Origin of the sequence: Massilia terrae, from assembly GCF_024753145.1 — a bacterium.
GTDB lineage: Bacteria > Pseudomonadota > Gammaproteobacteria > Burkholderiales > Burkholderiaceae_D > Telluria > Telluria terrae.
Genome location: NZ_JANUGU010000002.1, coordinates 121609 through 144702, shown reverse-complemented (window position 1 = coordinate 144702; position 23094 = coordinate 121609). Strand labels below are relative to the sequence as shown.

Genomic DNA, 23094 nt, shown 5'->3' with positions numbered 1-23094 from the left:
CCGCTGGCCTCGCGCTGCGCTTACAGTTCCTGGCATGACCCGACACGACCCCAAACTGATGCATCGCGGCTTGCTCGCGATCCGACGCAACACGATCCGCAAACTGCTGCATACGGTCTTCGGGATCGAGCACTTGCGCGACGGCCAGCAGCGCGTCATCGACAGCGTGCTGGACGGCGAGGACACGCTCGCCATCATGCCGACCGGCAGTGGCAAATCCCTGTGCTACCAGATTCCCGCCCGCATCCTGGGCGGCATGACGATCGTTGTCTCGCCGCTCATTTCGCTGATGAAGGACCAGTTGGGCAAGCTGACCGAGCTCGGCATCCGCGCGGTGCAGCTCAACAGTACCCTGTCCGCCGAGGAGGAGCGCACCGCCCTTGACGCCATCGCGGCCGGACAATGCGAGATTGTGTTCTGCACACCGGAGCGGCTGGCGATGGCGGACTTCGTCGAAGTGCTCCGGGAAGTGAATATCGGCCTGGTGGTGGTCGATGAAGCGCACTGCATCTCGCAATGGGGCCACGACTTCCGCCCAGCCTATATCGACATGGTGGCTTCGATCCAGGCGCTGGGCAGCCCGCCAGTGCTGGCGCTGACCGCCACCGCGACCGAGGACGTGGTCGAGGACATCGGGCGCCAGCTGAATCGCCCGCGCATCAAGGTGATCAACACCGGCATCTACCGGCCCAACCTGCAGTACCGCGTGCTGCAAGTGACCAACGCCGACGAGAAGTATGCCGAGGCGCTCAAGCTGGTGCGCGAGGCGGAGGGCGTCGGCATCGTCTACGCCGCCACCGTCAAGGCCGCCGAGGAGATGCACAGGATCCTGGAGGAGGCCGCCGAATCGGTCACGATCTACCACGGCCAGTTGCGCGCGGCCGAGCGCAAGGCCAACCAGGACATGTTCATGGATGGCGAGCGGCGCGTCATGGTCGCCACCAACGCCTTCGGCATGGGCATCGACAAGCCGGACACGCGCTTCGTGGTCCACCTGCAGATCCCGGCCAATCTCGAAGCGTACTACCAGGAGTCCGGCCGCGCCGGGCGCGACGGCAAGGACGCCACCTGCACGCTGCTGTTCCTGCAAGACGACAAGCGCGTGCAGCAGTTCTTCCTCGTGAAGCACTACCCGGCCGCGAACGACCTGCGCGCCGTGTACGACGCGGTGAGGGAGCTGGCCGAAACCGGCCCCGTGACCACGGCCCGCATCGAGGAAGAGATCGCGGAGCATGATTCGAAGCTGAAGGTGTGCCTCAAGCTGCTCAAGGACGGCAAGCTGCTGCGCCAGAACCGCAAGCTCGAATACCTCGTCACCGCGCAGGAGCCGAAGGCCGCGGTCTTCGACGGACTGGCCGAGGTCTACGTGCAGAAGCAGGAGCGCGACCGCGAAGCGCTCGACCAGATGGTCGGCTACGCCGTGAGTGGCTTCTGCCGCTGGAAGCTGCTGCTCGATTACTTCAAGGACGAGGTGCCCGGCTTCGAGAAGTGCTGCCGCTGCGATAACTGCCTGAACCCGCCGTCGCAGTCGCTCACGGAGGACATCGAAATCCGCGACGACGAATTCGATACGCAGCCGGACGAGCATGCGCCGCCGCCACCGCCGTTCGAGGTCGGTGCCCGCGTCAGGGTCGCGAAGTATGGCGAAGGCGTGGTGGCCGCGCTGGCGGGCGACCAGGTAACGATTGAATTCCCCGACGAGGAGAAGCGCACCTTCGTGGCGGACTTCGTGGAGCCGGCCTAGCACGGGAAAGGATCGCATGGGGGACATGGTCGTCGTTCGCAAGGAGGGCCTGTACTGCGTGCCCGGCGACTTCTACATCGACCCCTGGCGGCCGGTGGAGCGGGCCGTCATCACCCATGCGCACGGCGACCACGCGCGCTACGGCAGCCAGCGCTACCTGACTGCGGCGCCGGGCGTCGGCGTGCTGCGCGCGCGCATGGGCGAGGACGCGGCCATCGACGGCCTCGCGTACGGCGAGAAGGTGGTGCATAACGGCGTGACGGTGTCGCTGCATCCGGCCGGGCATGTGCTCGGGTCGAGCCAGGTGCGCATGGAGTGCGGTGGCGAGGTCTGGGTCGCGTCGGGCGACTACAAGGTCGAAGCGGACAAGACCTGCACGCCGTTCGAGCCGGTGCGCTGCCATAGCTTCATCACCGAATCCACTTTCGGCCTGCCGATTTACCGCTGGGAGCCGGAGCAGGACATCTTCGACGACATCAACGGCTGGTGGCGCAAGAACGCGGAACAAGGCCGCTGCAGCGTCGTCTTTGCCTACGCCTTCGGCAAGGCGCAGCGCATCCTGTCGGGCATCGATCCCTCGATCGGGCCGGTGGTCTGCCATGGCGCAGTCGAACCGCTCAGCCGGGCGTATCGCGCCGAGGGCGTGCCGCTGCCGCCGACCGTGATGGTCACGGACATCGACAAGGCCGCGCTGCGGCGCGCGCTGGTGATTGCGCCGCCATCCGCCGCTGGCTCCACGTGGATGCGGCGTTTCGGCGACTACAGCGATGCCTTCGCGAGCGGCTGGATGCTGCTGCGTGGCGCGCGCCGGCGGCGCAGCGTGGACCGCGGCTTCGTCCTGTCCGACCACGCCGACTGGCCCGGCCTGATGACGGCGATCCGCGCCACCGAGGCGCAGCGCATCATCGTCACGCACGGTTCGATTCCCGTGATGGTGCGCTGGCTGTGTGAGCAGGGCCTGGATGCGGCCGGGTTCGAGACCGAGTACGGCGACGAGGACGAGGCGGTGAGCGCGGAGGCGAGCGATGCGTGAGTTCGCGCGCCTGTATGCGGAGCTGGATGAAACCACGGCCACCAACCGCAAGCTGGAAGCGCTGCAGAACTACTTCGCCAGCGCGGCGCCGGAGAACGCGGCATGGGCGGTGTACTTCCTCGCCGGCGGCAAGCCGCGCCAGGCGGTGCCGAGCCGCCTGCTGTGGCAGTACGCGATCGAGTATTCGGGCCTGGACGAGTGGCTGTTCGACGAGTGCTACCAGGCGGTGGGCGATATGGCCGAGACCATCGCCCACATCCTGCCGCCGCCGCAACTGCGCAGCGACGTCGGTCTCGCGGAATGGATGGAGCAGCGCATCGGTCCCCTGCGCGGCGCCGATCCGGGCGCCATCCGCGAGGCCTTGTTCGGCTACTGGAACGAACTCGATTGGCGCGAGCGCTTCCTGCTGGTGAAGCTGATCGGCGGCGGCTTCCGGGTCGGCGTGTCGAAACTGCTGGTCACGCGCGCCCTGGCCAATATCGCGGCGGTCGACAGCAAGCTGATCGCGCAGCGGCTGATGGGCTGGACCGACGGCACGGTGCGCCCGACCGCGGCCGGCTTCCTGAAACTGATCGCGCCGCAGTCGGACGAGGAACATAAACTGCGTGGAGGCCAGCCCTATCCCTTCTTCCTCGCGCACCAGCTGCAGGGGGAGCCTTCCGCGCTGGGCGATGTCCACGAGTGGCTGGTCGAGTGGAAGTACGACGGCATCCGCTCGCAGCTGGTGCGGCGCGGCGGCCGGAATTACCTGTGGTCGCGCGGCGAAGACCTGATCACCGAACGCTTTCCCGAGCTGGCCGCGATCCGGCTGCCGGAAGGGACTGTGATCGATGGCGAGGTGCTGGTCTGGAGCGCGGAGCGCGACGCGCCGGCGCCGTTCGCCGACCTGCAGAAGCGGATCGGCCGCAAGAACCTGTCGGCCAAACTGCTGGCAGAGCTGCCGGCGGTGCTGGTGGCCTACGATCTGCTGGAGCTGGACGGCGTCGACACGCGCGCGCTGCCGCAGCACGAGCGGCGCGTGCTGCTGGAAACGGCCGTGGCGCAGGCGGCCCAGCCGATGCTGAAGATTTCGCCACTGGTGCGGTCCGGCAGCTGGGACGAGCTGGCCGCGCTGCGCGAGGCATCGCGCGAGCGCTGCGTGGAAGGCATGATGCTCAAGGCGCGCGGCGCGCGGTACGGCGTGGGCCGCACCAAGGACGTGGGCACGTGGTGGAAGTGGAAGATCGATCCCTATTCGGTGGACGCGGTGCTGATCTACGCCCAGCCGGGCAGCGGGCGTCGTGCTTCGCTGTACACGGACTACACCTTCGGCGTGTGGGATGAAGGCGAGGGCGAGCGCAAGCTGGTGCCGTTCGCGAAAGCGTATTCGGGCCTGACGGATGCCGAGATCGCGCAGGTCGATGCGACGATCCGCAGGACCACGCTGGAAAAATTCGGCCCGGTGCGGGTGGTGCGGCCGACGATGGTATTCGAGATCGGCTTCGAGGGCATCCAGAAGTCGACCCGGCACAAGGCCGGCGTCGCGGTGCGATTCCCGCGCATCCTGCGTCGGCGCGACGACAAGGCGGTGGAGGAAGCGGACACACTCGATACGCTCAAGGGCCTGCTGGCGGCCGTGGCGCCATGAACGCCGGCGGCATCGACGCCTGGTTCGCGTCGCGTGGCTGGGAAGTATTCCCGTTCCAGCGCGCGGTCTGGAATGCGGCGCTGGCGGGGCAATCCGGGCTGTTGCACGCGAACACCGGCGCGGGCAAGACCTATGCGGTGTGGTTCGCCGCGCTGCTGCGATCCGAAAGCGGCAAGCGCCGCGCCGGCGGGCTGCGCGTGCTGTGGCTGACGCCGATGCGCGCGCTGGCGGCAGACACCCAGCGCGCGCTTGAACAGTCGGCGGCGGAGCTGGCGCCAGGCTGGACCATCGGCGCCCGCACCGGCGACACCAGCTCGGCCGAGCGCGCGCGCCAGTCGCGCACGCTGCCATCGTGCCTGATCACGACGCCGGAAAGTCTGTCGCTGCTGCTCAGCCATCCGACTGCCGCCGAGCAGTTCAAGCACCTCGAGATGGTGATCGTCGACGAGTGGCATGAACTCATGGGCAGCAAGCGCGGCGTGCAGGTGCAGCTGGCGCTGGCGCGCTTGCGGCGCTGGCGTCCCGGCCTGCTGGTGTGGGGACTGTCGGCGACGATGGGCAACCTGGCGCTGGCGCGCGACGTGCTGCTGGGCGAGGGGCAGGGCGTACTGGTCGAGGGCGACCAGCGCAAGCAGATCGTGGTCGACACCCTGATCCCCGGGAACGTGGCACGCTTCCCTTGGGGCGGGCATCTCGGCATCCAGATGCTGCCGGCTGTGGTCGACGAGATCGACAAGCACGCGGCGACGCTGGTGTTCACCAACACGCGCTCGCAGTCGGAGCTCTGGTACCAGAACATCATCGAGGCGCGGCCCGACTGGGCGGGGCTGGTCGCGCTGCACCACGGCTCGCTCGACCGCGAGGTGCGCGAGTGGGTCGAGCTTGGATTGAAGAAGGGCGAGCTGAAAGCGGTGGTGTGCACCGCCAGCCTGGACCTGGGCGTGGACTTCCTGCCGGTCGAGCGCGTGCTGCAGGTGGGCAGCGCCAAGGGCATCGCGCGCCTGCTCCAGCGCGCGGGCCGCAGTGGACACGCGCCCGGCCGCGTGTCGCGCGTGACGCTGGTGCCGACCAACAGCCTGGAGCTGCTGGAGGCCGCCGGCGCCCGGCGCGCGGTGGCGGCGCGCCGCATCGAGCCGCGCCAGGTGCCGAACAAACCATTCGACGTGCTGGTGCAGCACCTGGTGACGGTGGCGCTGGGCGGCGGTTTCCGATCGGAGGAGCTCCTGGCCGAGGTGCGCGGCGCATGGTCCTACCGTGGCTTGACCGACGAGGAGTGGCAGTGGGCCCTCGATTTCGTCGCGCGCGGCGGCCAGAGCCTGACGGTGTATCCCGAATACCGGCGCGTGCTGCCGGACGAGGAGGGCGTGTACCGCGTGCCCGATCCGGCGATCGGGCGGCGCCACCGCATGGGCATCGGCACCATCGTGTCGGACGCGTCGATCCAGGTGAAGTACATGAGCGGCGCGCGCATCGGCAGCGTCGAAGAATCCTTCGTCGCGCGCCTGAAGCCCGGCGACCATTTCCTGTTCGGCGGCCGCATCCTGGAGTTCGTGCGCGTGCATGAGATGACGGCCTACGTGAAGCGCGCCGCCGGCCGCCAGGGCGCGGTCACGCGCTGGCAAGGTGCGAAGATGCCGCTGTCCTCGGAGCTTGCGCACGCGGCGCTGGAAGAGCTGCGCTTGGCGGCGCAGGGCGTGTTCGAGGGACCGGAGATGCAGGCGCTGCGGCCGCTGCTGGAGATCCAGCAGCGCTGGTCGGCGCTGCCCGACAGCGAGACGCTGGTGGTGGAGAGCATGAAGAGCCGCGAGGGCTGGCACCTGTTCGTCTATCCGTTCGCGGGACGTTCCGTGCACATCGGCCTCGCATCGCTGGTGGCCTACCGTGTCGGGCGCGTCCAGCCGATCACCTTCTCGATCGCCATCAACGACTACGGCTTCGAGCTGCTGGCGCCCGAAGCCGTGGACTGGGCGCGGCTGTTCGGCGGCGCGACCGGGGCCGAGGTCGGCCTGTTCGATACCGCCACCTTGCTCGAGGACGTGCTGGGCAGCCTGAACGCGGGCCAGCTGTCGCGCCAGCGCTTTCGCGAAGTGGCGCGTATCGCAGGCCTGGTGTTCCAGGGCTATCCGGGCCAGCCGAAATCGACGCGCCAGCTGCAGGCATCGAGCTCGCTGTTCTTCGAAGTCTTCAGCAAGCACGACGCCGGCAACTTGCTGCTGACGCAGGCGCAGCGCGAGGTGCTGGAGCAGGAGCTCGAACTCGGGCGCCTGCGCGATACGCTGGACGAGCTGCATGCGCGGCGTGTCGCCTTGCGCGAGGTGCGGCGCGCGACGCCGTTCGCGTTCCCGCTGATGGTCGAGCGCTTCCGCGAAAAGGTCAGCACCGAGAAGCTGTCGGACCGGGTGGCGCGCATGGTGCGCGAACTGGAGAAAGCGGCGGCGGCATGAACGACCTGGCGATCCAACTGGCGGGCGAGCGCGTGCTGCTGCTCGCGCAAAAGGCGCTGTACTGGCCGCGCGAGCGCATGCTGGTGGTGGCCGACATCCACTTCGGGAAAGCGGCCGCGTTCCGTGCGCTGGGCGTGCCGGTGCCGGCGGGGACCACCAGCGAAAACCTGGGCCAGCTGGATACACTGGTGGCGGCTTACGGCGCGCGGCAAATCGTTTTCCTCGGCGACTTCCTGCACTCCCGGGCTGCGCACGCGCGTGCCACGCAGAAGGCGCTGCAGGAATGGCGCGCACGCCATCCGGAGCTGGGCCTCATCCTCGTGCGCGGCAACCACGACCGCCACGCGGGCGACCCCGCCGGGGCGCTGGCGATCACGATGGTCGATGAGCCCTACATGGCCGGGCCGTTCGCCTGCTGCCACCATCCCGACCTTGATGCGCCAGGCTATGTCCTGGCGGGGCATGTGCATCCGGTGTACGTGCTGGCGACGCGCTTCGATGCACTGCGGCTGCCGTGTTTCCTCGTCGGGCCGCGCCGCATGATCCTGCCTTCTTTCGGTGCCTTTACGGGCGGATACATCATCGCGCCCGAGCCGGACGAGCGCGTATTCGTGAGCTCGGGCGAGTCCATCCATAGCGTTCGCTAACGAACCGACCCGGTACATGGCCCGGCGTACATTGCCCTCAGACCGACGCAACAGTCGGAATGCAGCCCCATTTTCGAGGAGAACACGATGAACGCAAGGAAAACTTTCTGTGCGGCCCTGGTCGCCCTCGTGCCGCTTGGTTCGATGACGCTGGCGGCGGCGCCGGCCATGGCCCAGTCCGAGCGCTATTACGGTCCTGTCATCCGCGGCTTCAACGTGAACGAAGTGCATCGCCTGACCCCGGGAACCGACCTCAATTTCGACGTGTATGGCACTCCCGGCGGCCGCGCCGAGATCCGCATCGACGGCGCCACGCGCAACTTGCGCCTGACCGAGATCCAGCCCGGCTTGTACGAAGGTACCTACACCATCGGCGAGCACGACCGCATCCGGCCGGGCAGCTCGGTCACGGCCAACCTGCGCGTCGGCGACCGTGTCGCCAGCAATATCCTGACCGAATCGCTGGTGGGCGATGCCATGCGTGATCGCGACGGGCCGCGCCGCGGCGACCTCGCCAACGCGCCGCGCATCGAGCGCTTCAGCGTGCGCAACAATGACGACATCCGGCCGGGCAGCGGCCTGACCTTCACCGTGCGCGGCACCCCGGGCGCCAAGGTCAGCATCGCGATCGCCGGCACGCAGGGTGTGTTCTTCCTGCCGGAAGTGCGGCCGGGCGAGTACAGCGGCGTGTACACCGTGCGCCGCAGCGATAACCTCGACCCGAACAGCCAGGTGACGGCGACGATCCGCTCGCAGGGCCGCTACACCACGGCGCTGCTGGGCGAGCCGCTGCTGGCAGGTGGCGGCCGCTTTGCGCCGCCGCCGTCACCGCGCGGCGACCGCTACTGCCCGGATTGTGCGACCGTCGAGGCCGTGAATGTGGTCGAGCTGGACAGCAATGGCAATGCGCTGGGCACGGTGGGCGGCGCCGTGGTCGGCGGCTTGCTGGGCAGCGCGGTGGGCAGCGGCAGCGGGCGTACTGCGGCCGAACTGGCCGGCGCCGTCGGCGGTGCCGTGGTCGGCAACAACATCGCGCGCAACTCGGGCCGCAACCGCGTGCGCTATGACGTCGTGGTCCGCTACGCCAATGGCGCGACGCAGACGGTCAGCTACGGCGATGATCCGGGCATCCGCGTGGGCGACCGCGTGCGCGTGGACAATGGCAGGGTGATTCGCCAATAAGCGCGCCGCGCACGCTGGAAACGACAAAGCCGGCTCTCGCAAGGGAGGCCGGCTTTGTTATTGGCCTTGTCTGCGTTAAGTGGTGAAAGCAGATCCGTCATTCCCGCGGAGGCGGGAATCCGATTTTTTGCGCCGGCCACTGCGCTTGGCTTAGGTGGACTGCTTGAGAAATGGGGTTCCCGCCTGCGCGGGAACGACGATCGAATTGATGCGCGGGGCGCCTTCGCTACACCGCGGCCAACACCTGGTCGTCGCCCGACTGGTCGGCTTCGGCCTTTTGCTGTTTGGTGGTCTGCTTGGCGCGCGAGCGCGAGGGCGGCAGGCGGCGCAGGGTCTTGAGCGCTTCGGCGTCCTTGATGCCGATGGTGCGCTGGTCGACCGTGATCAGGCCGATCTCGTTGAACGCGGACAAGGTGCGGCTGACCGTTTCCAGCGTCAGCCCCAGATAGCTGCCGATTTCATGGCGCGTCATGCGCAGGTTGAACAGCTTGCTCGAATAACCCATGGCGGCAAAGCGGTCGGCCAGCGAGACCAGGAAGCGCGCCACGCGGGCTTCGGCCGACAGCGCGCCCAGCATGCCGATCATGGCTTGTTCGCGCACCAGCTCGCGGCTCATGACGCCGTACATCACGTTTTCCAGCTCGCTGTGCACGCGCCCGAGCGCGGTCAGCTTCTTGAACGGAAGCAGGATCAGGTCGCAGTCGGACAGCGCCACCGCCTCCGAGGCGTAGTGCCGGGTGTGGATGCCGTCCACGCCGAGCATGTCGCCCTTCATGGGGAAGCTGAGCACCTGCTCGTTGCCGAACTCGTCGATGAGCACGGTTTTGAGGAAGCCCGAGTTGACGATGTACAGCGTGTCGAAGGCTTGGCCGATGGTGTGCACGCGCTGGCCGGTCTTGAACTGCACGTGCTGGAACAGCAGCTCTTCGTTGTTGACGGAGATGGCGGCCGGGATGTGCAGCAGGTCGCAGACTTCCTTCAGGTTGGACCAGAGGCGGCCCTGGCGTTGGCGGCCGGCTTCCATCGGCGAGGAATGCATGGTCGACGGGTTGGGGGTGCGTTGTTCTGGGGTGGTCTGGGACTGCATGCTCATCTCCAGTTGTAGGAATGAAGGCTTCTGCAATGGGCGCGATTGCGGGGAACGCTGCACACAGGGAAATGTGAACCGCAAGCAAGTCGAACCGCTGAATTTAGTATGCCAACACGAGTTCGGCATTGATATCAGCAAGGGCTGAATATGTCGGTAGGAGGCCGGAGGGATCTGTCGGATTTGTCTTACGTGAAGCGCCGCTTACAGAGGAAGGGAATCAGGCGGGTATTGCGTAAAAGCGCGTCGGCGCAGCCGGGTGGCAAGGGGCTGGCCGACAGGAGTGGGACAAAAAACGTGGCGCGGGTGTCTAAAACGCCGCCTCAGGCTTTCATGGGCGACAGCAGGCGGTGGGCCACCGCGTACTGCACCATTTCGGACAGGGACGTCATGCCCATCTTCTGCATGATGCGGGTTTTGTGGGTACTGACCGTTTTTACCGACAAATGCAGGTTGTTGGCAATCTCGGTGATGGATTTGCCGCCCACGAGTAGTGAAAACACCTCGAATTCGCGGTCCGAGAGCTGCTTGTGCAGCAACTGCTCATTGGGCGCCATGATGTTCAGGGCCAGCTGCTCGGCCACCTCCGTGCTGATGTAAGGCCGCCCGGACGCCACCTTGCGGATCGCGCCGACCAGCTGGGTGCCGGCGCTTTCCTTGGTCAGGTAGCCCTGGGCGCCGGCCCGGATCGCCCGCACCGCGTACTGTTCCTCCTCGTGCATGGTGAGGATGAGGATGGCGAGCTTGGGCGATTCGGCGCGCACCTGGCGGATCAGGTCGACGCCGCTGCGGCCGGGCATGGACAGGTCCAGCAGCAGCATGTCGAAGCCGCCCTGGCGCACATGCGACAGGACCTCGAAGCCGTTGATGGCCTCGCCGACGATCTCGATGTCGAGCGCGCCGTCGAGGATGCGCTTGAGGCCTTCGCGCATGATGGTGTGGTCATCCGCAATGACAATTCTGATCATGTTGATATCCCCTGGCTGGACTGCAAACGACGGCTGCCGACACAAGTGTTATCAATGCATTTAAATTGTATCAAAAAGTCATGCAATTTTTACCACGTTTTATGCAGCATGTTGCTTTTCTGGCGTCGCTTCAGGTGCCCGGCTCGCGGATCAGGCGGTGCACCAGCACCGGCTTGCTCGTGTGCGACAGCACCTTGTTGGTGACCGAGCCGAGCAGCAACTGGCCCCAGCCGCTGCGCCCGTGCGAGCCCATGAAGATGAGGTCGCAACCCTGTTGCTCGGCCACGTCGACGATCTTGAGCGCGGCGGTGTCGGAAAACGCCGTCATGCAGCTGTGCTGGAGCCCGGCTTTTTCAGCCGCCCGCATGATCGAGCCCATGTATTCCTCGCCCATGCGCCGCATCTGGGCCAGGTATTCCTCCTCGCTGGGGTAGGCCGGCGGGACGATTTCGACATACACGGGGTATTGGTAGCTGGGCGCCACGAACAGCGCCAGCACCTCGGCCTGCATTTGCTGGGCGAATTTGACACCGGCGCAGGCGGTGTGCTGCGACACGGCCGATCCGTCCGTGGTGATCAGAATTTTCCGGTACATGGTCAGTCCTCCCACACACAAGCTACATTGGCATTGTAGTGCGCATCCCGCCCGGGGACGGGACGCGGTCCGTTGACCTCGCTCAAACCAGAGTCCGCTCAGCCTTAGGGCAATTGCACGTCAGCAACATCTATTGGCGAGGGCGCATCAAAATACAACACTTACCGGGCGGAAAACTGCGATATCAGCCCGAATACATTGTCTCCAAATTAAGTTTTCTTGTCCAATGCGCGACGCTGGCGGAACGGAGATTTACCTACGGCAACGCCGCTGCTACACTCGTGTAAAACCTGGTACATGCCCCGCCGCACCGCTGTGGCGCGTGTTCCGCAGCCCGACACCGCATTGCAAGACGTAATACAGAACATGGAGAAGCAGGGATGATGAGCGACGCCGCAGAGGATTTCGACGCACTGTTCGAGGAGGTCGCGGCACAGCGCGCCAGCACCCAGGCCGAAGCGGCGCCGGCGCCCGCGCCCGTTGCCGAAGCCCCTGCGCCCGCCGCCGAAGAAGACGAGCTGGAAGCGCTGTTCGACCAGGTCGCCTCCGGCCGCGCCGGAGAAGCGTCCCCCGCGGCCGCTGCCGAAGCCGCCGAAGCAGCCGCCGCGCCGGTCGAAGACGAATCCGGCAAGCCGATTTTCGAGCGCATCGGCGGCATCGTGCGCCTGCTGCACGATTCGCTGCGCGAGCTGGGCTACGATCGTGCATTGTCGGAGGCTTCGGTCCAGATCGTCGACGCCCAGGACCGGCTGGAATACGTGGCCACCCTGACCGAGCAGGCCGCCAACAAAGTGCTCAACACCCTGGATGCCGGCATGCCCGAGCAGGATGACCTGCAGCGCCAGTCGAAGTCGATGGAGGAGCGCTGGGACGAGCTGTTCGCCGGCCGCCTGAGCGTCGAGGAATTCAAGGAGCTGGCCGGCGACTCGCGCGCCTTCGCCCAGCTGGTGTCGGCCGCCACCGAAAAGGAAAAGGCGCGCCTGCTCGACATCATGATGGCGCAGGACTTCCAGGACATCACCGGCCAGCTGATCAAGAAGGTGGTCACCATCACCAAGACGGTCGAGACCGGGCTGGCCCAGATCCTGCGCGACAACGCGCCCGCCGAGATGAAGGAAAAGCTGGCGCAGAAACAGCACGCGCCGACGCAGCCGCTGATGCAGGGCCCGTCCGTACCTGACGTGGCGCTGGACCAGGACAATGTCGACGACCTCTTAGCCGAGCTGGGATTCTAATGGACGATATGCTCAAGGAGTTCGTCGTCGAGGCGATGGACCTGGCGGTCAATGTCGAAGAACATCTGTTGCGCCTCGAACGCGATCCGGACAACAAGGAAACGCTGAACGCGGTGTTCCGTTCCTTCCACACGATCAAGGGCGGCGCCGGCTTCATGGGCTTGCCGGCCCTGGTCACGGCCTGCCACCTGACGGAAAACCTGTTCGACGCGCTGCGCACCGGCGCCGCGCCGGTCACGCCGTCGGCGATCGAGGCCTCGCTGCAGGCGTCCGGCTTCGTGGCCGACCAGCTCACCGCGCTCAACGGCGGCACGCCGCCGGAGCAGCTGGCGCCGATGCCGCCGGAACTCGAACGCATCCTGCGCGACGCGATCGACGGCAAGGGTGAAGCGCCCGCCGCCGCGCCGGCGCCCGCTGCCCAGCCGGCCGCCGTGGCATCGCCGGCGCCTGCCCGGAACGACGCCGATGAAGACATCGACTGGGTCGCCTATTTCAACGCCGTGGTCCCGGAAGACAGCATGGTCGAGGCCTCGTCCGACGCCGCCCCGGCGCTGGCAGCGGCCGCGCCGGCGCAGCTTGACGCCGTCGCCAAGCCGGGCTGGGACGGCGTCGACCGCCGCCAGGCCCAGCAGGCCGCGGCGGGCGGCAACGCCAAGGACGAAAGCATCCGCATCGACGCGGTCAAGCTGGACGCGCTGCTCGAAGTGGCGGGCGAATCGGTGCAGGCCGCGAACCAGGCCGCCGTGCTGCTCGAACGCCTGCAGCAGTTCAAGTTCGAAGGCCAGGCCGCGACCCTGATGGCGACGCTGACCGAAACCCTGGAGCGCGCTTCGCGCTACTCGGCCGAACTGCAGCGCGCCACGCTGGCGACCCGCATGCAGCCAGTGGGCCGCCTGTTCCAGAAATTCCCGCGCCTGGTGCGCGAGCTGGCCAAGGACCTGGGCAAGGACGTCGAGCTGAACATCGAAGGCGCCGAGACCGAAGTCGACCGCGTGGTGGTCGACAGCCTGTACGACCCGCTGGTGCACATGCTGCGCAACGCGCTCGACCACGGCGTCGAGTCGCCGGATGACCGTGGCGCGATCGGCAAGCCGGTCAAGGCCACCATCTCGCTCAAGGCCTGGCAGGAAGCGAACAGCGTGATGATCGTGCTGTCCGACGATGGCCGCGGCATGGATCCGGCACGGCTCAAGAAGAAAGCGGCCGAGAAGGGCCTGATCTCCGAGACCGCCGTGATGTCGGACGAGGAGGCCTACCAGCTGGTGTTCCTGCCGGGCTTCTCGACCAAGGAAGTGGCGTCGTCGGTGTCCGGGCGCGGCGTCGGCATGGACGTGGTGAAGACGGCGGTCGAGAAGAACCGCGGCGTGGTGCGCATCGAATCGACGCTGGGCAAGGGCACCAAGTTCGCGATCCGCCTGCCGATCGAACTGTCGATCGTGCCGACCATGCTGGTCTCGACCTCGGGCGCGCTGCTGGCGCTGCCGATGGCCGCGGTGCAGCGCGTGGTCGAGCTGCCGGAAACCTTCATGTCGGTCGGCAGCGCCCCGGTGCTGAAGGACCAGGGCATCCCGCTGCCGGTGCGTTCGCTGGCCAGTTCGCTGTGCTACGAGGACTGCTCGGAACGGGTCGGCATCGTGGTCAACGCGCCGCAGCCCTACATCCTGGCGGTGGAAGCGGTGGATGGCACCGCCGACCTGGTGATCAAGCCGATGACGGCGCTGAACGTCGAAGGCATCACCGGCACCGCCCGTTCGGCCGAGGGCGAGCTGGTGCTGGTGGTCGGCCTGTCCTTCCTGATGGATGGCTGCCGCAGCAGCGTGCGCCTGGCGGCCTAGTTGGCGCGGCCTTGCCATGGATCCCGGTCTTCGCCGGGACGATGATTTTTAGTGAGAAAGCCTGCGTTTTTGAACTGCAGGCTTTTTTTATTTGTAAAACCCCATGCATAAGAAAATCTAATTCACCACAGCCGAGTTGAATTGAAATAATCGTGCAAATGCCCATCCCTACCGCAATGCACAAATATGGCATAATCGAACGAGTCTGCCTGCGCAGACCGCCGAAGGATACGAAATCGATCATGTTAAAGACGCTCTACGACAAACTCTGGGATTCCCACGTCGTCCGTGCCGACACGGACGGCACCACGCTGCTGTACATCGACCGTCACCTGGTCCATGAAGTGACCAGCCCGCAGGCCTTCGAGGGCCTGCGCGAGGCGCATCGTCCGCTATGGCGCACCTCCGCCAACCTGGCCGTGGCCGACCACAACGTCCCCACCACCAGCCGCGCCGAGGGCATCGCCGACCCGACTTCGCGCCTGCAGGTCGAGACGCTCGACGCCAACGCCAAGAGCTTCGGCCTGACCTACTTCGACATGAACGACAAGCGCCAGGGCATCGTGCACGTGATCGGGCCGGAGCAGGGCGCCACGCTGCCGGGCATGACCGTGGTCTGCGGCGACTCGCACACCTCGACCCACGGCGCTTTTGGCGCGCTGGCGCACGGCATCGGCACCTCGGAAGTGGAGCACGTGCTGGCGACCCAGACGCTGCTGGCCAAGAAATCGAAATCGATGCTGGTGCAGGTCGACGGCGCGCTGCCGGCCGGCGTCACCGCCAAGGACATCGTGCTGGCCGTGATCGGCAAGATCGGCACCGCCGGCGGCACCGGCTATGCGATCGAATTCGGCGGCTCGACCATCCGTTCGCTGTCGATGGAAGGCCGGATGACGGTCTGTAATATGGCGATCGAAGCGGGCGCGCGCGCCGGCATGGTCGGCGTCGACGAGACCACCATCGACTACATCAAGGGCCGCCCGTTCGCGCCGAAAGGCGACGATTGGGACAAGGCGGTCGCCTACTGGCGCACCCTGCACACCGACCCGGGCGCGAAGTTCGACCTGGTGGTCACGCTCAACGCCGCCGAGATCCGCCCGCAAGTCACCTGGGGCACCTCGCCCGAAATGGTGACCACCATCGACGGCCGCGTGCCCGATCCGGAAACCGAAAAGGACCCGGTGCGCCGCGACGCGATGGAAAAGGCGCTGGTCTACATGAACCTGGCGCCCAACACCCGCATCGAAGACATCAAGATCGACAAGGTCTTCATCGGCTCCTGCACCAACTCGCGCATCGAAGACTTGCGCGCCGCGGCGCAGGTGGTGCGTGGCCGCCACCGCGCGGCCAACGTCAAGCTGGCGATGGTGGTGCCGGGCTCCGGCCTGGTCAAGGAACAGGCCGAGCGCGAAGGCCTCGACCAGATCTTCAAGGCCGCCGGCTTCGAATGGCGCGAGCCTGGCTGCTCGATGTGCCTGGCGATGAACGCCGACCGGCTGGAGCCGGGCGAGCGCTGCGCCTCGACCTCGAACCGCAACTTCGAGGGCCGCCAGGGCCAGGGCGGCCGCACCCACCTGGTGTCGCCGGCGATGGCCGCGGCAGCCGGTATCGCGGGCCACTTCGTCGACGTCCGCGGTTTGTAATCAAACGAAAGCAAGGACCTGCATCCGTTTGATCTTGTTGTAAGCTAAAAAGGCCGGCACAAGCGGCCGGCTTAACTGATAAACAAAACATAGGGATATACATGAAAAAGCTGTTCGTATTCGCGCTAGTGGCAGTGACCCTCGCAGGCTGCAACACCATTTCCGGCGTCGGCAAGGACGTCCAGCGTGCTGGCCAGGTGATCACCGGCGCCGGCGGCAAATAATCGAAGGAGAGCCCCAGAGTGGGGCGGCAACATGGATAAATTCACGGTACACGAAGGCCTGGTGGCGCCGCTCGATCGCGCCAACGTCGACACCGACGCCATCATCCCCAAGCAGTTCCTGAAGTCGATCCGGCGCACCGGTTTCGGCCCCAACCTGTTCGACGAGTGGCGCTATCTCGACCACGGCGAGCCGGGCATGGACAACACGCGGCGCCCGCTGAATCCGGACTTCGTGCTGAACCAGCCGCGCTACCAGGGCGCCTCGGTCCTGCTGACCCGCAAGAACTTCGGCTGCGGCTCCTCGCGCGAGCACGCGCCGTGGGCGCTGCAGCAGTTCGGCTTCCGCGCGGTGATCGCGCCGAGCTTCGCCGACATCTTCTTCAACAACTGCTTCAAGATCGGCCTGCTGCCGATCGTGCTGCCGGAAAGCGTGGTGGACCGCCTGTTCGACCAGGTCAAGGCCTTCCCCGGCTTCAAGCTGGTGATCGACCTGCCCCAGCAGGCCGTGTCAACGGGCAGCGGCGGTGAAGCGTTCAAGTTCGACATCGACGAATTCCGCAAGTACTGCCTGCTGAACGGCCTCGACGACATCGGCCTGACCCTGCGCCACGCCGACGCGATCCACGCGTTCGAAGAGCGCCACCTGGCCAGCCAGCCGTGGCTCGCCAACGTCATCTGAAAGAATCCATGAAGATTGCAATCCTGCCGGGCGACGGCATCGGCCCGGAAATCACGGCGCAGGCCGTCAAGGTGCTGGACGCGCTGGGCGAAAAATTCGAGACCGAGACCGCCGACGTCGGCGGCGCCGGCTATGCCGCGCACGGCCATCCGCTGCCGGCCCACACGCTGGCGCTGGCCAAGGAAGCCGATGCCGTCCTGTTCGGCGCCGTCGGCGACTTCAAGTACGACAACCTGGAGCGCGCGCTGCGCCCTGAACAAGCCATCCTCGGCCTGCGCAAGGAGCTCGGCCTGTTCGCCAACCTGCGTCCCGCGATCCTGTATCCGGAGCTGGCCGGTGCTTCCACGCTCAAGCCGGAAGTGGTGTCCGGACTGGATATTCTCATCGTGCGCGAGCTCACCGGCGACATCTACTTCGGCAAGCCGCGCGGCGTGCGCGAATGCCCGGACGGTCCGTTCAAGGGCCAGCGCGAGGGCTTCGACACGATGCGCTATGCCGAGGGCGAAATCCGCCGCATCGCGCACGTGGCTTTCCAGGCCGCCCGCAAGCGCGGCAAGCGCGTGACCAGCGTCGACAAGGCCAATGTGCTGGAGACCTTCCAGTTCTGGCGCGACGTGATGATCGACGTGCACAAGGAATACCCGGACATCGAGCTGGACCACATGTACGTCGACAACGCCGCCATGCAGCTGGTGCGCGCGCCGAAGAAATTCGACGTGGTCGTCACCGGCAATATGTTCGGCGACATCCTGTCGGATGCGGCGGCGATGCTGACCGGCTCGATCGGCATGCTGCCGTCGGCTTCGCTCGACGCCAACAACAAGGGCCTGTACGAACCCTCGCACGGTTCGGCGCCCGACATCGCGGGGCAGGGCGTCGCCAACCCGCTCGCGACCATTCTGTCCGCGGCGATGATGCTGCGCTTCTCGCTCGATCGCGCCGAACAGGCCGACCGCATCGAGAACGCCGTCAAGAGCGTGCTGGCCCAGGGCCTGCGCACGCCGGACATCTACGAGCAGGGCACCACCCGCGTCGGCACCTCCCAAATGGGCGACGCCGTGGTCAGGGCGCTCGCATAATATTCACATACACATACTGAAAGACGATGATGAAATTAGTAGGCCTGGTTGGTTGGCGTGGCATGGTTGGCTCGGTCCTGATGAAGCGCATGCAGGACGAGGGCGATTTCGACCATATCGAGCCGGTGTTCTTCACGACCTCGAATCCGGGTGGTGATGCGCCGAAGATGGCGAAGAACGAGACCAGGCTGAAAAGCGCGACCGACATCGCCGAGCTGTCCAAGTGCGAGATCATCATTTCCTGCCAGGGCGGCGACTACACCACCGAGGTGTTCCCGAAGCTGCGCGCGGCCGGCTGGAACGGCTACTGGATCGACGCCGCTTCGACCCTGCGCATGAATGACGACGCCGTGATCGTGCTCGATCCGGTCAACCGCGACGTCATCAAGAACGCGATGGCCAAGGGCGTCAAGAACTACATCGGCGGCAACTGCACGGTGTCCTGCATGCTGATGGGCCTGGGCGGCCTGTTCCAGCACGACCTGGTCGACTGGATGACCTCCATGACCTACCAGGCCGCGTCGGGCGGCGGCGCCCAGCACATGCGCGAGCTGCTGACCCAGTTCGGCACCATCAACAGCGCCGTCAAGGGCCTGCTGGACGACCCGGCGTCGGCCATCCTCGAAATCGACCGCGGCGTGCTGGCCACCCAGCATGGCATGTCGGCTGACGAGACCAGGCAGTTCGGCGTGCCGCTGGCCGGCAACCTGATCCCCTGGATCGACAAGGACCTGGGCAACGGCCAGTCGCGCGAAGAGTGGAAGGCCGGCGCCGAGACCAACAAGATCCTCGGCCGCGGCGACGCCTTCGGCACGGCGGCGACCCCGGTCGACGGCCTGTGTGTGCGCATCGGCGCGATGCGCTGCCACTCGCAGGCGCTGACCATCAAGCTGAAGAAGGATGCGCCGCTGGACGAGATCAACGACATCATCGCCTCCCACAACCAGTGGGTGAAGGTGGTGCCGAACAACCGCGAAGCGTCGATGCACGACCTGACCCCGGCCGCCGTCACCGGCAGCCTGACCATTCCGGTGGGCCGCCTGCGCAAGATGTCGATGGGTCCGGAGTACCTGTCGGCCTTCACGGTCGGCGACCAGCTGCTGTGGGGCGCGGCCGAGCCGCTGCGCCGCATGCTGCGCATCGTGCTTGACAAGTAAATACGCGCTCGCACCGCGCCAGCGACATGGGGTTCCCGCGCAAGAGGGAACCCCATTTGCATTTGTGATTTATCTAGAGTGAATGTCATTTCACCAAGCACAATGGCGAACTTGATATTGAATCGCGCGCATCCCACCGCGAACGCGTCAACAAAGCGCCGCAAACCCCGCTGTTAGTAGACCAGAAAACTTGCGTGCTCTAGAGCATGATGTTATGTTCTGGAGACCTGTATGGGAAACATTTGTCCCTGCTAAACCTACTAGTCTCTACTATGCAATTCAACCGTCGCCCCCCGCTCATGTCGTCCGCGCTGAAAACGCTCACCGCAGCGGTGGCCAGTGCCGTGCTCATGGCATCCAGCGCGCAGGCCGCCGGTCTCGGCAAGCTCACGGTGCTGTCCGCCCTCGGCCAGCCGCTGCGCGCCGAGATCGAACTGACCGCGGTGGCGGACGACGAAGCCTCGGGCCTCGCCGCCAAGCTGGCTTCGCCGGAAGCTTTCCGGGTTGCGAACATCGATTTCAATCCGGCGCTGCTGTCGCTCCGTTTCAATGTCGAGCAGCGCAATGGCCGCCAGTTCATCCGCATCACCTCGACCCAGCCGCTGAACGAGCCCTTCGTCGACATGCTGCTGGAGCTGGCCTGGAACAACGGCAAGCTGGTGCGGGAATACACCTTCCTGCTCGACCCGGCCGAGCTGCGCACGACCCAGTCGGCCCAGGTGGCGCCGACCGAAGTGCCGACCCGCGCGCGCCCGGCGCAGCAGCAGGCTGCGGCGGTCGACGCCGCGCCGGCCCGCGCCCGCGCCGCCCAGCCGGCCGCCGACCGGCAGCGCGCGGAAGACGGCTATCGCGTGAAGCCGGGCGACACCCTGGGCCGCATCGCCGCCAAGGTCAAGCCGGAAGGCATCTCGCTCGACATGATGCTGGTGGCGCTGTACCGCGCCAATCCGGACGCCTTCTTCGGCCATAACATGAACCGCCTGCGCTCGGGCCAGATCCTGTCGGTGCCCGACACCGACGCGATCCGCGCCACCAACCCGGTGGAAGCGCGCAGCATGGTGGTGGCCCACGCCGCCGACTTCAACTCCTACCGCAACAAGCTCGCCGGCCAGGTCGCCTCGAGCGAAGCGCTGAAGGTGCCGCAGGCCGGCCAGAGCGCCAGCGGCAAGATCGGCGCCAAGGTCGAGGAACGCCCGACCGCGGCCAACGAATCGCAGGACCAGCTGCACCTGTCCAAGGCCGCGCCGGCCAAGGCTGGCGGCGGCAAGGGTTCGACCGCCGCGTCGGAAGACGTGATCGCCAAGGAAAAGGCGCTGGCCGACGCCCAGGCGCGCGTGCGCGAGCTGGAAAAGAACGTCACCGACCTCGAAAAGCTGGTCACGGTGAAGAACCAGGCCGGCGCCGCCGCGACCGCCAACGCCAAGCCGGAAGCGCCCAAGCCCGCCGCCAGCGCCCCGGCCCCCGTGCCGCCCAAGCCTGCCGCAGTGGCCGCAGCCGCCAAGCCTTCCGCTGCCAAGCCGGTCCAGCCGAAGCCCGCGGTCAAGGCCGCGCCGCCGGAGCCGGGCCTGGTCGACACGCTGATGAACAACATCAGCTACATCGGCGGCGGCCTGCTGGTGCTGGCGCTGGCAGCGCTTGGCCTGTCCCAGCGCAAGAAACGCCAGGAGAAGGAAAAGGAAGATCCGGGCGCCGAGCCGTCGCTGCTGGGCGTGCCGACCGAGCATGCGGTCACGATGTTCGCCGAAGCGGGCGGCCAGAGCGTGGATACCACCAACAGCGTGTTCAACTCCAGCTTCGCGCCGTCCGCCAGCCAGCTCGACACCAATGAGGTCGACCCGGTCGCGGAAGCCGACGTCTACATCGCCTACGGCCGCGACGTGCAGGCCGAGGAGATCCTGAAGGAAGCCCTGCGCGCCAATCCGGACCGCCATCCGGTGCGCCTGAAGCTGCTCGAGATCTACGCCGCCCGCAAGGACCAGCGCGCCTTCGAAAGCCAGGCCTCCGAGCTGTACGGCATGACCCGCGGCGAGGGCGACGAGTGGGCGCAGGCCGCCGCGCTCGGCCTGTCGATCGATCCGCTCAACCCGACGTACGCCGGCGCCGGCGGCGGTGCGCACGCGCCGAGCCACGAGGAACTGGCCCAGCACGCGCTGCTGTCGCAGGAATTCAGCCACGGCATGATCAGCGATAACGAGCCGCACGCGGCCCTCGACACCGTCTTCCACTCGCCGATGGAAGACGCCACGGCGCTGCCGCAGGAAAGCGCGAAGGAAGCGGCCAGGGAAGAGGAAGAGCACGTGCTCGACTTCGACCTTGGCGGGCTGTCGTTCGAGCCGGTCTCCAGCGGCGAGCCGATCGCGATGCCGGGACCGGACGCCACCGCCGCGCCGGAACTGCCAGAACTGACGCTGGATGAAGCCGAAAAGCCGGCCGCCGAAGCGCTCGCGATCCACGACCTCGAATTCAATATCGAGCCGCTGGCCGCCACAGAACCGAGCACCGCGGTCGAAGATGTGCAACCGGCCGAAGCGGCAGAGGACAAGGCTTTCGACCTGGCCTTCGACATGGACTTCGACACCCCGGCCGGCGAAGCTGCCGCAGCCCAGGCCGAAGAAGACCCGCTGGCCTTCGACCGCGCCGCGGCGGCCGCGCCGGCGCTCGACATCGCCGACCTGGCCAAGGAATTCGACCTGCCGGAACTGCCGCAAGCTACCGAAGCGGCGGCGCACGAGCAGAAAGAACCGCTGTTCGACCTCGACAACATGGACTTCGGCATCGAGCCTGCGCCTGCCGCCAAGCCGGCCGCCGAGGACGACCCGTTCGCACTGCCCGAGATGACCGCCGCGACGCCGGCCGCCGCGCCGGAGTTCGACCTGTCCGACATCGACCTCGACCTGCCGGCCGGCGAAGCGCCGATGGCGGAAGTCGCGCTGGCCGACGCCGGCGAAATGTCGGCCGACCACATGGAAATGGAAACCAAGCTTGACCTGGCGATCGCCTACCATGAGATCGGCGACAAGGACGGCGCGCGCGAGCTGCTGGACGAGGTGATCAGGGGCGGCGACGGCGAACAGGTGAGCAAGGCACAAGCGCTGCGAGAAAAGTTGGTGTGAAACGGATAGCACTTGGTGTCCAGTATGTGGGCACCGCCTGGAACGGGTACCAGAAGCAGCCCTCGCGCGATACCGTGCAGGACCAGCTCGAAATCGCCCTCGAAAAATTCGCCTGCGCGCCGATCGCGACGACCTGCGCCGGCCGCACCGACGCCGGCGTGCACGCGATCGAGCAGGTGGTCCATTTCGATACCGGCCTGTCGCGCGCCACCACCTCGTGGATCCGCGGCGTGAACGCCTTCCTGCCCGAATCGATCGTGGTGCGCTGGGCCGCCGAAGTGGCGCCTGATGCGGAGGGCAACGAGTTCCATGCGCGTTTCTCGGCCCGTTCGCGCACCTACCACTACGTGCTGTACAACCACCCGAACCCGTCCGCGCTGCTGGCCGGCCGCGCCGGCTGGGTGTTCCGCCCGCTGGACGTCGAGCGCATGCGCCAGGGCGCGCGGCACCTGATCGGCACCCACGACTTCAGTTCCTTCCGCGCCTCCGGCTGCCAGGCCAAGACCCCGGTCAAGGACATGCAGGAAGTCTCGATCGAGCGCCACGGCGACATCATCGTGTTCACGCTGCGCGCCAGCGCCTTCCTGCACCACATGGTGCGCAACATCGTCGGGGCGCTGGTCTACGTGGGCACCGGCCGCAATGAGCCGGACTGGATCGAGCATGTGCTCAACAGCCGCGACCGCGACGCCGCCGCGCCGACCTTCATGCCGGACGGCCTGTACCTGGCCAAGATCGGGTACGATCCCAAATGGGGCCTGCCGCAGGAAGACGCGCTGCCGCTGCCCTGGCTGTAGGAGCT

18 protein-coding genes are annotated in these 23094 nt (G+C 66.6%); 15 read left to right on the top strand and 3 right to left on the bottom strand.

Annotated elements, in window-relative coordinates:
* The first annotated feature begins 34 nt into the window (after positions 1 to 34).
* From NX778_RS07915 to NX778_RS07890, 6 genes are all read left to right on the top strand, one after another.
* On the top strand, positions 35 to 1744 hold the full coding sequence (locus tag NX778_RS07915) for a RecQ family ATP-dependent DNA helicase (protein ID WP_258811178.1): 1710 nt from the start codon (positions 35 to 37) through the stop codon (positions 1742 to 1744).
* A 16-nt stretch (positions 1745 to 1760) separates the two neighbouring features.
* The gene (locus NX778_RS07910; protein WP_258811177.1) at positions 1761 to 2777 is read left to right on the top strand and encodes a ligase-associated DNA damage response exonuclease; all 1017 of its coding nucleotides are present in this window, start codon (positions 1761 to 1763) and stop codon (positions 2775 to 2777) included.
* Entirely contained in the window at positions 2770 to 4404 is a 1635-nt protein-coding gene (locus tag NX778_RS07905) for an ATP-dependent DNA ligase (RefSeq protein WP_258811176.1), read from the top strand. Before NX778_RS07910 ends, NX778_RS07905 begins: the two co-directional genes overlap by 8 nt.
* Positions 4401 to 6848 (top strand): ligase-associated DNA damage response DEXH box helicase, encoded by a 2448-nt coding sequence (locus NX778_RS07900; protein WP_258811175.1) that lies wholly within the window; start codon positions 4401 to 4403, stop codon positions 6846 to 6848. Before NX778_RS07905 ends, NX778_RS07900 begins: the two co-directional genes overlap by 4 nt.
* On the top strand, positions 6845 to 7495 hold the full coding sequence (gene pdeM, locus NX778_RS07895; protein WP_258811174.1) for a ligase-associated DNA damage response endonuclease PdeM: 651 nt from the start codon (positions 6845 to 6847) through the stop codon (positions 7493 to 7495). Before NX778_RS07900 ends, pdeM begins: the two co-directional genes overlap by 4 nt.
* Before the next feature lie 87 nt (positions 7496 to 7582).
* On the top strand, positions 7583 to 8677 hold the full coding sequence (locus NX778_RS07890; protein WP_258811173.1) for a glycine zipper 2TM domain-containing protein: 1095 nt from the start codon (positions 7583 to 7585) through the stop codon (positions 8675 to 8677).
* A gap of 226 nt (positions 8678 to 8903) precedes the next feature.
* Here NX778_RS07890 and NX778_RS07885 read toward each other — a convergent pair whose 3' ends face one another.
* The 3 genes from NX778_RS07885 to NX778_RS07875 all read right to left on the bottom strand — a co-directional run bounded on the left by NX778_RS07885 (position 8904) and on the right by NX778_RS07875 (position 11327).
* Positions 8904 to 9701, bottom strand: a complete 798-nt coding sequence (locus NX778_RS07885) for a Crp/Fnr family transcriptional regulator (RefSeq protein WP_258811752.1) — start codon at positions 9699 to 9701, stop codon at positions 8904 to 8906.
* 386 nt (positions 9702 to 10087) lie between these two features.
* Positions 10088 to 10732, bottom strand: coding sequence for a response regulator (locus NX778_RS07880; RefSeq protein ID WP_258811172.1), 645 nt, complete (start codon positions 10730 to 10732; stop codon positions 10088 to 10090).
* Between the two features lie 130 nt (positions 10733 to 10862).
* Positions 10863 to 11327 (bottom strand): universal stress protein, encoded by a 465-nt coding sequence (locus NX778_RS07875; protein ID WP_258811171.1) that lies wholly within the window; start codon positions 11325 to 11327, stop codon positions 10863 to 10865.
* A 383-nt stretch (positions 11328 to 11710) separates the two neighbouring features.
* On the opposite strand from NX778_RS07875, the gene NX778_RS07870 reads away from it, so the two are divergent.
* From NX778_RS07870 to truA, 9 genes are all read left to right on the top strand, one after another.
* A complete protein-coding gene (locus NX778_RS07870; RefSeq protein WP_258811170.1) occupies positions 11711 to 12562 on the top strand; it encodes a protein phosphatase CheZ in 852 nt (283 codons plus the stop codon).
* A complete protein-coding gene (locus NX778_RS07865) occupies positions 12562 to 14397 on the top strand; it encodes a chemotaxis protein CheA (RefSeq protein ID WP_258811169.1) in 1836 nt (611 codons plus the stop codon). Before NX778_RS07870 ends, NX778_RS07865 begins: the two co-directional genes overlap by 1 nt.
* 242 nt (positions 14398 to 14639) lie before the next feature.
* Complete coding sequence (gene leuC / locus NX778_RS07860; RefSeq protein WP_258811168.1) at positions 14640 to 16040, top strand: 3-isopropylmalate dehydratase large subunit; 1401 nt, start codon at positions 14640 to 14642, stop codon at positions 16038 to 16040.
* 101 nt (positions 16041 to 16141) lie between these two features.
* Positions 16142 to 16264, top strand: a complete 123-nt coding sequence (locus NX778_RS07855) for an entericidin A/B family lipoprotein (RefSeq protein WP_258811167.1) — start codon at positions 16142 to 16144, stop codon at positions 16262 to 16264.
* 31 nt (positions 16265 to 16295) lie between these two features.
* Positions 16296 to 16943: a 3-isopropylmalate dehydratase small subunit gene (leuD, locus tag NX778_RS07850; protein WP_258811166.1), complete on the top strand. Its 648-nt coding sequence runs from the start codon at positions 16296 to 16298 to the stop codon at positions 16941 to 16943.
* An 8-nt stretch (positions 16944 to 16951) separates the two neighbouring features.
* The gene (gene leuB / locus NX778_RS07845; protein ID WP_258811165.1) at positions 16952 to 18022 is read left to right on the top strand and encodes a 3-isopropylmalate dehydrogenase; all 1071 of its coding nucleotides are present in this window, start codon (positions 16952 to 16954) and stop codon (positions 18020 to 18022) included.
* A 29-nt stretch (positions 18023 to 18051) separates the two neighbouring features.
* Positions 18052 to 19179, top strand: a complete 1128-nt coding sequence (gene asd / locus NX778_RS07840; RefSeq protein WP_258811751.1) for an aspartate-semialdehyde dehydrogenase — start codon at positions 18052 to 18054, stop codon at positions 19177 to 19179.
* Between the two features lie 350 nt (positions 19180 to 19529).
* Positions 19530 to 22292, top strand: a complete 2763-nt coding sequence (locus NX778_RS07835; protein WP_258811164.1) for a motility hub landmark protein FimV — start codon at positions 19530 to 19532, stop codon at positions 22290 to 22292.
* Positions 22289 to 23089 (top strand): tRNA pseudouridine(38-40) synthase TruA, encoded by an 801-nt coding sequence (gene truA, locus NX778_RS07830; protein ID WP_258811163.1) that lies wholly within the window; start codon positions 22289 to 22291, stop codon positions 23087 to 23089. Before NX778_RS07835 ends, truA begins: the two co-directional genes overlap by 4 nt.
* Positions 23090 to 23094 lie beyond the last annotated feature (5 nt).

Coding starts and splice junctions, on each gene's coding strand:
- leuD (WP_258811166.1), top strand. CDS start 16,296: ATGGATAAATTCACGGTACACGAAGGCCTGGTGGCGCCGCTCGATCGC.
- NX778_RS07890 (WP_258811173.1), top strand. CDS start 7,583: ATGAACGCAAGGAAAACTTTCTGTGCGGCCCTGGTCGCCCTCGTGCCG.
- leuC (WP_258811168.1), top strand. CDS start 14,640: ATGTTAAAGACGCTCTACGACAAACTCTGGGATTCCCACGTCGTCCGT.
- NX778_RS07870 (WP_258811170.1), top strand. CDS start 11,711: ATGAGCGACGCCGCAGAGGATTTCGACGCACTGTTCGAGGAGGTCGCG.
- NX778_RS07885 (WP_258811752.1), bottom strand. CDS start 9,701: ATGGAAGCCGGCCGCCAACGCCAGGGCCGCCTCTGGTCCAACCTGAAG.
- pdeM (WP_258811174.1), top strand. CDS start 6,845: ATGAACGACCTGGCGATCCAACTGGCGGGCGAGCGCGTGCTGCTGCTC.
- leuB (WP_258811165.1), top strand. CDS start 16,952: ATGAAGATTGCAATCCTGCCGGGCGACGGCATCGGCCCGGAAATCACG.
- NX778_RS07915 (WP_258811178.1), top strand. CDS start 35: ATGACCCGACACGACCCCAAACTGATGCATCGCGGCTTGCTCGCGATC.
- NX778_RS07905 (WP_258811176.1), top strand. CDS start 2,770: ATGCGTGAGTTCGCGCGCCTGTATGCGGAGCTGGATGAAACCACGGCC.
- NX778_RS07900 (WP_258811175.1), top strand. CDS start 4,401: ATGAACGCCGGCGGCATCGACGCCTGGTTCGCGTCGCGTGGCTGGGAA.
- NX778_RS07855 (WP_258811167.1), top strand. CDS start 16,142: ATGAAAAAGCTGTTCGTATTCGCGCTAGTGGCAGTGACCCTCGCAGGC.
- NX778_RS07880 (WP_258811172.1), bottom strand. CDS start 10,732: ATGATCAGAATTGTCATTGCGGATGACCACACCATCATGCGCGAAGGC.
- asd (WP_258811751.1), top strand. CDS start 18,052: ATGAAATTAGTAGGCCTGGTTGGTTGGCGTGGCATGGTTGGCTCGGTC.
- NX778_RS07865 (WP_258811169.1), top strand. CDS start 12,562: ATGGACGATATGCTCAAGGAGTTCGTCGTCGAGGCGATGGACCTGGCG.
- NX778_RS07835 (WP_258811164.1), top strand. CDS start 19,530: ATGGCATCCAGCGCGCAGGCCGCCGGTCTCGGCAAGCTCACGGTGCTG.
- NX778_RS07910 (WP_258811177.1), top strand. CDS start 1,761: ATGGGGGACATGGTCGTCGTTCGCAAGGAGGGCCTGTACTGCGTGCCC.
- NX778_RS07875 (WP_258811171.1), bottom strand. CDS start 11,327: ATGTACCGGAAAATTCTGATCACCACGGACGGATCGGCCGTGTCGCAG.